General features: G+C 72.5%; 12 protein-coding genes. 11 read left to right on the forward strand and 1 reads right to left on the reverse strand.

Going from position 1 to position 12,014, the window contains the following annotated elements:
- The 9 genes from L0P92_RS35865 to L0P92_RS35905 form a co-directional block, all read left to right on the forward strand.
- Window positions 1–1,146 (forward strand): peptidoglycan-binding protein (locus L0P92_RS35865; RefSeq protein ID WP_234767243.1); only part of this gene is annotated, 1,146 nt, incomplete at its 5' end.
- Window positions 1,147–1,243: 97 nt separating this feature from the next.
- Complete coding sequence (locus tag L0P92_RS35870; RefSeq protein ID WP_234767244.1) at window positions 1,244–2,077, forward strand: M55 family metallopeptidase; 834 nt, start codon at window positions 1,244–1,246, stop codon at window positions 2,075–2,077.
- Window positions 2,070–3,374: a M20/M25/M40 family metallo-hydrolase gene (locus L0P92_RS35875; protein ID WP_234767245.1), complete on the forward strand. Its 1,305-nt coding sequence runs from the start codon at window positions 2,070–2,072 to the stop codon at window positions 3,372–3,374. Before L0P92_RS35870 ends, L0P92_RS35875 begins: the two co-directional genes overlap by 8 nt.
- A 5-nt stretch (window positions 3,375–3,379) precedes the next feature.
- Entirely contained in the window at window positions 3,380–5,344 is a 1,965-nt protein-coding gene (locus L0P92_RS35880; protein WP_234767246.1) for a S9 family peptidase, read from the forward strand.
- Entirely contained in the window at window positions 5,341–6,276 is a 936-nt protein-coding gene (locus tag L0P92_RS35885) for a S66 peptidase family protein (RefSeq protein WP_234767247.1), read from the forward strand. Before L0P92_RS35880 ends, L0P92_RS35885 begins: the two co-directional genes overlap by 4 nt.
- A 154-nt stretch (window positions 6,277–6,430) precedes the next feature.
- Window positions 6,431–8,212 carry a CocE/NonD family hydrolase gene (locus L0P92_RS35890; protein ID WP_372497387.1) on the forward strand — a complete coding sequence of 594 codons (1,782 nt, stop codon included), beginning with the start codon at window positions 6,431–6,433 and terminating at the stop codon, window positions 8,210–8,212.
- A 56-nt stretch (window positions 8,213–8,268) separates the two neighbouring features.
- A complete protein-coding gene (locus tag L0P92_RS35895; protein WP_234767249.1) occupies window positions 8,269–8,526 on the forward strand; it encodes a LapA family protein in 258 nt (85 codons plus the stop codon).
- A 21-nt stretch (window positions 8,527–8,547) separates the two neighbouring features.
- Window positions 8,548–9,114 carry a GNAT family N-acetyltransferase gene (locus tag L0P92_RS35900; protein ID WP_234767250.1) on the forward strand — a complete coding sequence of 189 codons (567 nt, stop codon included), beginning with the start codon at window positions 8,548–8,550 and terminating at the stop codon, window positions 9,112–9,114.
- 43 nt (window positions 9,115–9,157) lie between these two features.
- A complete protein-coding gene (locus L0P92_RS35905) occupies window positions 9,158–10,057 on the forward strand; it encodes an arginase family protein (protein ID WP_234767251.1) in 900 nt (299 codons plus the stop codon).
- A gap of 3 nt (window positions 10,058–10,060) precedes the next feature.
- Here L0P92_RS35905 and L0P92_RS35910 read toward each other — a convergent pair whose 3' ends face one another.
- Complete coding sequence (locus L0P92_RS35910) at window positions 10,061–10,408, reverse strand: VOC family protein (protein WP_234767252.1); 348 nt, start codon at window positions 10,406–10,408, stop codon at window positions 10,061–10,063.
- Between the two features lie 138 nt (window positions 10,409–10,546).
- Here L0P92_RS35910 and L0P92_RS35915 point away from each other — a divergent pair, with 138 nt between their 5' ends.
- Both L0P92_RS35915 and L0P92_RS35920 read left to right on the forward strand, forming a co-directional pair.
- Window positions 10,547–11,032: a phage holin family protein gene (locus L0P92_RS35915; RefSeq protein WP_234767253.1), complete on the forward strand. Its 486-nt coding sequence runs from the start codon at window positions 10,547–10,549 to the stop codon at window positions 11,030–11,032.
- On the forward strand, window positions 11,029–12,014 hold a 986-nt coding region (locus L0P92_RS35920), incomplete at its 3' end, for an SDR family oxidoreductase (protein WP_234767254.1). The genes L0P92_RS35915 and L0P92_RS35920, both read left to right, overlap by 4 nt.

Here is a 12,014-nt window from a genome sequence, read left to right on the forward strand (position 1 = left end):
AGCCCGCCCCGGCACCCCGTCAAATCACCGGCCCTCATGGCCCTCGCGCTCGTCCTGGCCTTGGGAGCCACGGCATGGGGCATCGCCGCCGTGACCGGAACCGGACCCGGTGGCGGAACCGCCGACGACGACAAACGCCCGCTGTTGTCCGCGGAGTGCGCCGGACCGGTCGGTCTGGGCCAGCGCGGCGCCTGCGTACGGGAGGTGCAGCGGCTGCTGGCACGAGCCGGGGCCGAGATGGACGTCGACGGTGATTTCGGCCCGCAGACGCTGCGTCGGGTGACGGCGTTCCAGGCGCTGTCGCGCATCGACGCCGACGGGGTGGTCGGCGAGGAGACCAAGAAGGCGCTCTACGCCGCGAAGAGCCGGATGGACACCTGGCCGCCCGGGAAGGTGCGGCAGCGGGTCCGCAAGGTGTTCCGCGAAGCGCCCGACGACGCGGTCGCCCTCGCCGACTGCCAGTCGTTCCTCGATCCGCTCCACGTCGTGCCGAACACCAACGGCACCCGGAACTGGGGCGTCTTCCAGATCTCCGATGCCGCGCTGCGCAAACTCGGCGGCACACCGCGCGACGCGATGGACCCGGAGTGGAACATTCAGGCCGCCCACCGGCTGTGGAGCCGTACGAAGGGCTTCGGCGACTGGCCGGACTGCGACCGCGCGTCCTCGCCCGACGCCGTCGGACCGGCCCTGGTGTCGACGGTCGACGGCCGGTCGTCGGAACCGGGTCAGGACGGCTCCTCGCCCCCGGCGTCCGCTCCCTCGTCCGCGAACACCGTCTGCCCGGTTCCCGGACAGCGCTTCAAGACGCTCCACCACGACCGCGTCTACCTCGTCGGCCCCGGCAACCGTCTCTACTACGTCCCCGACGCGACCGTCTACTTCAACCTCTGGGACGACTGGAACGGCGTCGCCGTCGTCAGCGGCAGCGTCTTCGCCGACTGCGCGTGGGACGAGGCCCACGAGCTGGCCAACGGGTTCCTGGCCAGGGAGGGCGGCAGTTCGCGGGCCTACATCTGGGACGCGTGGTACGGCTACCGGCCGATCCCGGACCGTGCCGTCTTCGACAAGTACGGCTTCTCGGAGACGAAGATCCAGTCACGGCCCTCCCTGTCCCCGGTCAGCGGCGACACCGGCTGGCGGTGACGACGGGCACGGGCGGCGGCAGCGCGTCGGAAGGCCGGCCGGGCGCGGCCGGTCCGATCGTAGGAAGTTCCCTCGCCGACGCGTAACGTGAAGCCTCATGAAGATCCTGATCAGTGCCGACATGGAGGGCGCCACCGGCGTGACCTGGCCGGCCGACGTGCTGCCCGGGACGCCCGAGTGGGAGCGGTGCCGGGGGATGTTCACCTCGGACGTCAACGCCGCCGTGCTGGGGTTCTTCGACGGCGGCGCCGACGAGGTCGTCATCAACGAGGCCCACTGGACGATGCGCAACCTGCTGCTCGAACGGCTCGACGAGCGCGCGGAGATGCTCACCGGCCGGCACAAGGCGCTGTCCATGGTCGAGGGCGTGCAGCACGGCGACGTGGACGGCATCGCCTTCGTCGGCTACCACGCGGGCGCGGGCATGGAAGGCGTCCTCGCACACACGTATCTCGCCAACTCCATCACCGGGGTGTGGCTGAACGACGTACGGGCGAGCGAGGGGCTGCTGAACGCGCGTGTCGTCGCCGAGTACGGGGTGCCCGTCGTGCTCGTCACCGGCGACGACGTGGCCTGCGAGGACGCCCTCGGGTACGCGCCCGAGGCGCTGAAGGTCGCCGTCAAGGACCATGTCTCGCGCTACGCCGCCGTGTGCCGTACGCCGGCCAGGACCGCCGCCGACATCAGGGCCGCCGCCAAGGAGGCGGCCGCGCTGGCGGTCCGCCGGGTGCCGGCGGACGACGGGCCGTTCACCGTGGCCCTGGAGTTCGACGCGGAGCACCTCGCGATGGCGGCCACCGTCGTCCCCGGTGTCGAACGTGTCGGCGAGCGAAAGGTGGCGTACACCAGCGAGCGCATGTACGAGGGAATCCGTACCTTCAAGGCGGTCACCACGATCGTCTCGGCCGCGGTGGAGGAGCAGTATGGCTGACCAGCAGGCACTCGACGAGGTCGTGACGTTCACCTCCGACCTCATCCGGATCGACACGACCAACCGGGGCGGCGGCGACTGCCAGGAGCGCCCAGCCGCCGAGTACGCGGCCGCGCGGCTCGCCGAGGCGGGCCTGGAACCCACGATGCTGGAGCGCACCAAGGGCCGTACGAACGTCGTCGCCCGCTTCGAGGGCAGCGATCCGTCGGCGGACGCCCTGCTTGTCCACGGTCATCTGGACGTGGTGCCCGCGCAGGCCGCCGAGTGGAGCGTGCACCCCTTCTCCGGGGAGATCCGCGACGGCGTGGTCTGGGGCCGGGGCGCGGTCGACATGAAGAACATGGACGCGATGATCCTGGCCGTCGTCCGGGCCTGGGTCCGCGAGGGCGTACGGCCGCGGCGGGACGTGGTCATCGCGTTCACCGCCGACGAGGAGGCGAGCGCCGAGGACGGTTCGGGCTTCCTCGCCGATCGGCACGCGGGCCTCTTCGAGGGCTGCACCGAGGGCTTCAGCGAGTCCGGCGCGTTCACCGTGCACGACGGCAGCGGGCGGCAGCTCTACCCGATCGCGGCGGGGGAGCGCGGCACCGGCTGGGTCAGGCTGACGGCACGCGGCAGGGCCGCGCACGGCTCCCGGCCCAACCGGGAGAACGCGGTGACCCGCCTCGCCGCCGCCGTCACCCGCATCGGCGCCCACGAGTGGCCCCTGCGGCTGACCCCGACGGTCAGCGCCGGACTCACCGAACTCGCCGCGCTGTACGGCCTGGAGGCCGACCTGGACGACGTGGACGTACTGCTGGACAAGCTCGGCCCGGCGGCCAAGCTCGTCGAGGCGACCGTCCGCAACAGCGCCAACCCGACGATGCTGGAGGCCGGTTACAAGGTCAACGTCATCCCGGGGGAGGCCGTGGCCTACGTCGACGGCCGCTATCTGCCCGGCATGGAGGACGAGTTCCGCGCCACCCTCGACGAACTCACCGGGCCGGACGTGGACTGGGAGTTCCACCATCGCGAGGTGGCCCTCCAGTCGCCGGTCGACTCGCCGACGTACGCGAGGATGCGCGCCGCCGTCGAGGAGTTCGCGCCCGAGGGGCACGTCGTGCCGTACTGCATGCCCGGCGGCACGGACGCCAAGCAGTTCTCGCGGCTCGGCATCACCGGCTACGGCTTCTCCCCGCTGAAGCTGCCGGAGGGCTACGACTACGGGGCGATGTTCCACGGCGTCGACGAGCGGGTGCCGGTGGAGGCGCTGCACTTCGGCGTGCGGGTCCTCGACCGCTTCCTGCGGACGGCCTAGGCGAGATGGGGGAGACGGTGCGGACGCTGGCGTACGGTTCCTGGCCCTCGCCCATCGACGCGGCCATGGCCGCCACGCACGACGGGCACCCCGAGTGGGTGGGCTTCGTCGGCGACGAGGCGTGGTGGACCGAGCCACGGCCCACGGAAGGCGGCCGGCGCACCCTCGTACGGCGACGGGCCGACGGCACGGAGGAGTCCGTGCTGGCCGCCCCGTGGAACGTGCGCAGCCGGGTCGTCGAGTACGGCGGACAGCCCTGGACGGGCGTGGTGGTCGACGGGCGGCCCCTCGTGGTCTTCGTCGACTTCGCCGACCAGCGGCTCTACCGGTACGAGGAGGGCGGCGAGCCGCGTCCGCTCACCCCTGTGTCGCCGGTGGGCGGCGGACTGCGCTGGGCGGAGCCGCAGGTGCGGCTCGAACTCGGCGAGGTGTGGTGCGTACTGGAGGAGTTCACCGGCGACGGGCCCGCCGACGTGCGGCGTGTCCTGGCCGCCGTCCCGCTGGACGGCTCGGCGGCCGAGGAGCGGGACGCCGTACGCGAACTCACCGACGACCGGCACCGGTTCGTCACCGGGCCGCGGATCTCACCCGACGGGCGGCGGGCGGCCTGGCTCGCCTGGGACCATCCGCGCATGCCGTGGGATGGCACGGAACTGCTGGTCGCCGATGTCGGCGCCGACGGCACCCTCGGCGTCCCGGGCACCGTCGCCGGTGGCCCGAAGGAGTCGATCGCCCAGGCCGACTGGGCGCCCGACGGGCGGCTGCTGTACGTCAGCGACCGCAGCGGCTGGTGGAACCTCTACCGCGACGGCGTACCCCTGTGCCCGCGCGAGGAGGAGTTCGGCGGGCCGCTGTGGAAGCCGGGCCTGCGCTGGTTCGCCCCGCTGGCGGGCGGACTCGTCGCCGTGGTGCACGGCCGCGGGTCGACGGCCCTCGGAGTGCTGGATCCCGAGACCGGCGAGATCGTCGACGCGGCCGGACCCTGGACGGAGTTCGAGCCCACGCTCGCGGTGTACGGCGAGCGGATCGTCGCCGTCGGCGCCAGCCCGCGCAGCGCACACGAGGTCGTCGAACTCGACACCCGCACGGGCCGGGCCCGGGTCATCGGCGCCGAGCACGACGACGCCGTCGACCCCGCCTACTACCCCGAGCCCCAGATCCGCACCTTCACCGGCCCCGCCGGACACGACATCCACGCCCACATCTACCCGCCCCACACCCCCGGCTGCGTGGCCCCCGCCGACACACCGCCGCCGTTCGTCGTCTGGGCGCACGGCGGCCCCACCTCGCGGGCGCCCCTCGTCCTCGACCTGGCCATCGCCTACTTCACCTCGCGCGGCATCGGTGTCGCCGAGGTCAACTACGGCGGCTCCACCGGGTACGGCAGGGCGTACCGGGACCGGCTGCGCGAGCAGTGGGGCGTGGTGGACGTCGAGGACTGCGCGGCCGTCGCGCTCGCCCTCGCCGACGAGGGCACCGCCGACCGGGACCGGCTCGCCGTCCGGGGCGGCAGCGCGGGCGGCTGGACCGCGGCGGCCTCGCTCACCGCCACCGACGTCTACGCCTGCGGCACCATCCTGTACCCCATCCTCGACCTGGCCGGCTGGGGCACGGGGGAGACCCATGACTTCGAGTCGCAGTACCTGGAGTCACTGGTCGGCCCGCTCGCCGAGGTGCCGGCGCGCTACGCGGAGCGTTCACCCGCCGCGCACGCCGACCGGCTCACCGTGCCGTTCCTGCTGCTCCAGGGCCTGGACGACGTGATCTGCCCGCCCGCCCAGTGCGAGCGTTTCCTGGCCCGCATGGAGGGACGCCGGGTGCCGCACGCCTACATCGCCTTCGAGGGCGAGGGCCACGGCTTCCGGCGGGCGGAGACGATGATCCGCGTCCTGGAGTCCGAACTCTCCCTGTACGCCCAGGTCTTCGGGCTGAATCCGCCCGGGATCCCGACGCTGGAGCTCGCCAAGTGACCGAGCCCGTACGGCCCCTGGTCCGGCCGTCCCGCCTCGCCCCCGGTGCCCGCGTGGCCGTCGTCGCGCCCAGCGGACCCGTCTCGGAGGAGCGGCTGGAGGCCGGGCTGGACGTGCTGCGCGGCTGGGACCTCGACCCGGTGGTGGCACCCCATGTGCTGGACCGGCACGGGAACTTCGACTACCTGGCGGGCACGGACGCCGACCGCGCCGCCGATCTCCAGCGCGCCTGGTGCGATCCGGCCGTGGACGCCGTGCTGTGCGCCCGGGGCGGATACGGCGCCCAGCGCATGGTCGACCTCCTCGACTGGACGGCGATGCGGGCGGCCGGGCCGAAGGTGTTCGTCGGGTTCAGCGACATCACGGTGCTGCACCAGGCCTTCGCCACCCGACTCGACCTGGTCACCCTGCACGGACCGGCGGCGGCCGGCGTCGACTTCGTCAAGAACGCCCGTGCGCAGGAGCACCTGAAGGCCACGCTCTTCGCTCCGGAGACGGTCCGCGTGATCCCCTCCGGGGGTACGGCGATGGTTCCCGGACGGGCGCGTGGCGTCACCCTCGGCGGCTGTCTGAGCATGCTCACCTCCGACCTCGGCACCCCGCACGCCCGGACCGGCGCCCGGGGCGGGCTGGTGCTGTTGGAGGACATCGGCGAGCAGCCGTACCGCATCGACCGGATGCTGACCCAACTCCTGCGCACGGGATGGCTGGACGGGGCCGCCGGGATCGCGCTCGGGTCCTGGGCGGGATGCGGTCCGTACGACGCGGTGCGCCCTGTCCTCCTCGACCGGCTCGGCGGCCTCGGTGTGCCCGTGGTGGAGGAGTTCGGCTTCGGGCACTGCGAGGGCGCGCTGACGATCCCCTTCGGCGTGAGCGCGGAACTCGACGCCGAAGCGGGCGAGTTGAGCCTCGACGAGCCTGCCATGCGCTGACGCCTCTCCACTGAATCTCCGTCAAGAAACCCTCTTCCCGGTGATTGACCCCGTCTGACACGTGTCACACCATGACAACCGGCCAGTACTTACTGGTCGGTAAACAGGGCTGTCTCCAACGTGCTTCCGTGTGGAGGTCTCCGTGTCCCGTCGTGTGCTCAGACTCTCAGGGCGGCAGGCCCTGACCCCGCTCGCTCTCCTTCTCGGCGCCACGCTCACCGTCCCCCTCACGCTCACCGCCCCGGCCGCCGCCGCGACCGGCCAGTTCACCGTCACCGCCCTGAAGTTCACCGTCCAGGCGGGCGGCCGCACCTGCACCGTCGACGCCGACCTCTACCGCCCCGCGGGTGTGGACCGCGCCCACCCGGCACCCGCCGTCCTGGCCACCAACGGCTTCGGCGGCAGCAAGTCCGACGGCTCCACCGACGCCATCGGCAAGGCCGTCGCCCAGCGCGGGTACGTCTCCCTCGTCTACTCCGGGCTCGGCTTCGGCAGGTCGGGCTGCCTGATCTCCCTCGACGACCCCACCATCGACGGCGTCGCCGCCGCGCGGCTGATCGACTTCCTCGGCGGCAGCCGGGCCGCCGACGACGGCACCAAGGCCGACTTCGTCACCCTCGACGCCCCGGGCGATCCCCGCGTCGGCATGCTCGGCGGCTCCTACGGCGGCGCCATCCAGCTCGCCACAGCCGCCGTCGACCCGCGTCTCGACGCGCTCGTGCCGATGATCACCTGGAACGACCTCGCCTACTCCCTCGACCCGAACAACGCGATACCCGGCGGCAACGTGCCCGGCGCCTTCAAATGGCAGTGGGCCAACGGCTTCTACCTCATAGGCGAGGGCCAGCCCCTGCTCCAGCCGAGCCTCGACCCCTCCCGCATCAACTCCCTGGCCTGTCTGCACTTCGTCACCAAGGCCTGCGACACCGTCCGCACCCTCAACTCCGGCCGCTACCCCGCGAAACAGACCGCCGAGCTCCTCTCCTACGCGCGCAGCGTCTCGCCGGTGACCTACCTGAACCGCGTCAAGGCACCCACCCTCCTCGTCCAGGGCCAGGCCGACAGCCTCTTCAACCTCAACGAGGCGACGGCGACGTACCAGACCCTCAAGGCCCAGGGGACGCCGGCCAAGATGATCTGGCAGTCCTGGGGCCACAGCGGCGGCCTCACCGACCCGGCCGCCGGTGAACTCAACCTGGCCCAGGGCAACCTGGAGACCAGCTACGTCGGTCGCCGCATCCTCGCCTGGTTCGACCGCTACCTGGGCGGAAAGAACATCGACACCGGACCGGCCTTCGCCTACTACCGCGACTGGATCACCGACCCGAACGGCACCTACGCCACCGCCGACCGCGTCCCCGCGCCCAGCCGGACGCTCTACCTCTCCGGCGACGGCAAGCTCGTCGACAACCGCCGCAAGGTCGCCCGCGGCAGCCGGACGTACACCAACTGGCTCGTCCCCACCAGCCACTCCGAGAGCTCACTCGCCGGAGCCCTCGGCATCCCGGACCCGGCGCCGTACGACACCCCGGGCACCTACCTCGGCTGGACCAGCGAGCCCCTCACCCGCACCACCGACGTCGTCGGCGCGCCCCGGGCCACGCTCAAGGTCGTCTCCCCGAAGGCCGAGCGGACCCAGCACTCCGGGGACGCCGCCGACAAGCTGGTGCTGTTCGCCAAGCTGTACGACATCGCGCCCGACGGCACGAAGACGCTGGTGCACCGGCTCGTCGCACCGGTCCGCGTACCCGACGTCACCCAGAGCTTCACCGTGACCCTGCCGGGGATCGTGCACCGGTACGAGAAGGGGCACCGGCTGCGGTTCGTGATCGCCGCGAGCGACGACGCGTACTTCGGGAACCGGGGGATCAAGCCGGTGACCGTGGTCAGCTCGCCCGGGGACACCGGGGTGATCCAGCTGCCCGTGGTCGGCTGAACCTGCGGGGCCTCGCTCACCGTGCGTGATCGCGTCCCCCGGAGCATCCTTGTCATATGACCGCGAAGACGACGTCGCAGAGCGGCAGGAAGGCGGGCGGGACACAGAGCGGCCGACGCGGTGCGCTGACCCCCAAGGGGATCACCGTGCTGGTGCTGCTCGGCCTCGCCCTGGTCTTCATCTTCGAGAACACCCGCGAGACCGAGATCCGCCTGCTGGTGCCCCTGGTCACGATGCCGCTGTGGCTGGCGCTGCTCGCCATGGGGGTCATCGGCGCGCTGGTCGGGGCGTACTTCATGGGCCGGCGCCGGTAGCGGCCGTCGTAGGCTGGCGCGATGCCGCACCCTGCGACCCGCTACCTCGCCGAAGGCCCCCGCGTGGGCATACGTCACTTCACCTACGAGGACAGCGCGGAGTTCACGGCGCGGGTCCGCGAGAGCAGGGAACTGCACCGGCCCTGGCTCTTCCCGCCGGACGGTGCCGCGGCGTACGCCGCCTACGCGGGGCGGCTGATCGAGGATCCCAGCAAGGCGGGGTTCCTGGTCTGCGCGAAGGACGACGGCGGGGGCATCGCCGGGTACATCAACATCAACAACATCGTCCAGGGCGCCTTCCAGAGCGGGGCCCTCGGCTACGGCGCCTTCGCCCACGCGGCCGGGCGCGGCCTGATGCGGGAGGGCCTCGACCTGGTCGTCGGCCACGCCTTCGGGCCGCTGCGGCTGCACCGGCTGGAGATCAACGTCCAGCCCGCCAACACCGCCTCCATCGCCCTCGCCCGCGCCTGCGGGTTCCGCCTGGAGGGCTTCTCGCCGGACATGCTCTTCATCGACGGGGCCTGGCGGGATCACGAGCGGTGGGCGATCACCACCGAGATGCGCGGCGCTCCGCACGCGAGCAACTGAATTGACGTTGAGGGCAGGTGCCCCGTCGACCAGGATGGAGCGCATGCCGAACATCGTCGTGCTAGACGCACCCTCCAACCTGGGCCTGCGCCCGCCCGCCCCCGGCACCGTGCCCGGCTGCTACAAGCTCGCCGGTGCCCTGCGCGAACAGCGGATCGTACAGCGGCTGCGGGCCCTCGAAGGCGGCGTCGTGGTGCCGCCGAGGTACGACCGGGGGGACTGGCAGGAGGGAGACGGCGTCTTCAACGCGGCCGCCCTCGCCTCCTACACCTCCAAGCTCGCCGACCGCATCGAGCGCCATGTGCGCGCCGGGGACTTCCCGCTCGTCCTGGGCGGCGACTGCTCCATCAACCTGGGCGCCGCCCTCGCGCTGCGCCGCATCGGCCGGCACGGCCTGGCCGTCCTCGACGCCTCGCCCGACTTCCGGCACCCCGGCAACTCCGACCGCGTCGGCGCGGCGGGCGGCGAGGAGGTCGCCCTGGCCACCGGGCGCGGGCAGGAGGACCTGACGAACCTGGAGGGGCTCCGGCCCTATCTGCGGGACGAGGACGTGCGCTACTTCGGCATCCGCGACTGCTTCGAGGAGGACCGGGCCGAGCTCGCCGATCTGAAGATCCCCGTGGTGACCGTCGGCGACCTGCGGGAATGGGGCGCCGAGTCGCTCGCCTCGGTCACCAGGCAGGCCTTCGAGATCCCGGAACTGGACGGCTTCTGGGTCCACTTGGACGCCGACGTCCTCGACCCGACCGTCATGCCCGCCGTCGACAGCCCCGACCCCGACGGGCTCACACCCGACGAACTCGTCGCACTGCTACGACCCTTGCTCGCTTCCCCGCACTGCGTCGGGCTCAACGTCACCATCTACGACCCCGACCTGGACCCGGAGGGCACGGCCGGGGCGCTGCTCACCGACATCATCGTCGCGGCCCTGGACCGGTCCTGACGATCAGCCCTGACGGTCCACGTACTCGTAGATCGCCCCGTCCGGATGCATCGCGATCAGGTTGCGGCCCACCGGCGTCGCCACCGGCCCCGCGATGACGTGCGCGCCCAGTTCGGTGAGCACCTGATGAGCCTCGTCGACGTCCTTGACCGCGATCGTCGCCGCGACCTTGCGCAGCACCTCCAGCTCGGCCTCCGGGCCGCTCATCAGCAGGAAGCAGCCGACCGCGGCCACCTGGACGCCACCGCGTTCGAAACGGAGGGCTTGGCCGCCCGCGAGCCGTTCGTAGAAGGGGACTGCCCTCTCCAGGTCGTCGACGCACACGCGCAGCGTGGTTCCCAGGATGTCCATACGGACGAGCCTAGTAGGGGGCACCCGGCCGGGGAGATCGTTTCACGCGATCCCCGCACTCCCGCTGCGGGGCTCACGTGCCGGTACGGGCCGTGACGGAGCGCGTTATGCGTACTCCCGTACGGGTACCCGGGCGCCATGGACCGCTTGGATCATCTTGAGCACCTGGACAGGCAACTGGTCGACGAGCTGGCGCAGGTGGCGCGCGAGACCGTGCGGGACGAACTGCGCGAGCAGACGCGCAGGCAGCGCCGTCGGGCCATGCTCTACGCCGGCTCCGGCGCCGTCGCCCTGTACGCGGGCGCGGCCCTCGCGCTCGCCCTCGGCCTCGGCCTGGCCACCGGACTGCCGGACTGGGCCGCCGCGCTGATCACCGCGGCGATCCTCGGCGTGGTGGCGTATGCCCTGCGCGGCGCGGCACGCCCCTCGGAGCACGCGGCAGCCCCGGACGCCGTCCATGAGCACACCCTCGGCGGCAGCGCGCCGACGGCGCCGCCCGGCGGGCTCGGCATGCCGTACCCGCCGATGCCGGCCGGCCCGCCCGGCACGACGCCTGACGCCTCCGAGGCGCGGCCGCCGCATCCGGACGACATCGACCCCGAGCAGCCGCACCACCGGGCGTGACGCCGGTGGTCGGGCTGCGGGAGAGGGCCGCCCTGCCGAAGCACGGCAGGGCCGTCGTCGTGACCGGGGCCAGCGGTGGCGTCGGCCGGGCCGCGGCCCTGGCCTTCGCCGCGCGCGGCGACCGGGTCGCGCTGCTCGCCCGGGGGCGCGAGGGTCTCGCCGCGGCGGCGGACGAGGTCCAGCGGGCCGGCGGCGAGGCCCTAGTCGTCACCGTGGACATGGCCGACGCCAAGGCCGTCGACGACGCCGCCCAGCAGGTCGTCGACGCCTTCGGGCACATCGACGTCTGGGTCAACAACGCCTTCGCCGGGATCTTCGCGCCGTTCACCGAGATCACCCCGGACGAGTTCCGTCGGGTCACCGAAGTGACGTACCTGGGCTACGTGTCCGGCACCCGGGCCGCCCTGCGGCACATGCTGCCGCGCGACCGGGGCACGATCGTGCAGGTCGGCTCCGCGCTCGCCTACCGCGGGGTTCCCTTGCAGTCGGCGTACTGCGGGGCGAAGCACGCGATCCAGGGGTTCAACGAGTCGCTGCGGTGCGAGCTGCTCCGCGACGGGAGCCGGGTGCGGACGACGATGGTGCAGTTGCCGGCCCTCAACACCCCGCAGTTCGACTGGGTGTTGAGCCGGCTGCCAGGGCGGGCGCGGCCGGTGGCGCCGGTGTACCAGCCGGAGGTGGCGGCGCGGGCGATCGTGCACGCGGCCGGGCATGCGCGGCGCCGGGAGTACTGGGTCGGGGGTTCGACGGTGGCGACGCTGGTCGCCAACGCCGTCGTGCCCGGGTTCCTGGACCGGTATCTGGCGCGGACCGGGTTCGAGGCGCAGCGTGAGGAGGGGGAGCAGGTGGGGCCGGCGAATCTGTGGACGCCGGCGGATGGGCTGCGTGGGCGGGACTTCGGGGCGCATGGGCGGTTCGACGGGGAGGCTTGTGCGGGGGGCCCGCAGGAGTGGCTGTCCCGGAATCGTGAGCGGGTGGGGCG

This window comes from Streptomyces muensis (genome assembly GCF_021474425.1).
Taxonomy (GTDB): Bacteria; Actinomycetota; Actinomycetes; order Streptomycetales; family Streptomycetaceae; genus Streptomyces; species Streptomyces muensis.

Excerpts from the sequence above, each read along its gene's own strand:
- L0P92_RS35870 (WP_234767244.1), top strand. The coding sequence starts at position 1,244 with ATGAAGATCCTGATCAGTGCCGACATGGAGGGCGCCACCGGCGTGACC.
- L0P92_RS35875 (WP_234767245.1), top strand. The coding sequence starts at position 2,070 with ATGGCTGACCAGCAGGCACTCGACGAGGTCGTGACGTTCACCTCCGAC.
- L0P92_RS35880 (WP_234767246.1), top strand. The coding sequence starts at position 3,380 with ATGGGGGAGACGGTGCGGACGCTGGCGTACGGTTCCTGGCCCTCGCCC.
- L0P92_RS35895 (WP_234767249.1), top strand. The coding sequence starts at position 8,269 with ATGACCGCGAAGACGACGTCGCAGAGCGGCAGGAAGGCGGGCGGGACA.
- L0P92_RS35900 (WP_234767250.1), top strand. The coding sequence starts at position 8,548 with ATGCCGCACCCTGCGACCCGCTACCTCGCCGAAGGCCCCCGCGTGGGC.
- L0P92_RS35905 (WP_234767251.1), top strand. The coding sequence starts at position 9,158 with ATGCCGAACATCGTCGTGCTAGACGCACCCTCCAACCTGGGCCTGCGC.
- L0P92_RS35910 (WP_234767252.1), bottom strand. The coding sequence starts at position 10,408 with ATGGACATCCTGGGAACCACGCTGCGCGTGTGCGTCGACGACCTGGAG.
- L0P92_RS35915 (WP_234767253.1), top strand. The coding sequence starts at position 10,547 with ATGGACCGCTTGGATCATCTTGAGCACCTGGACAGGCAACTGGTCGAC.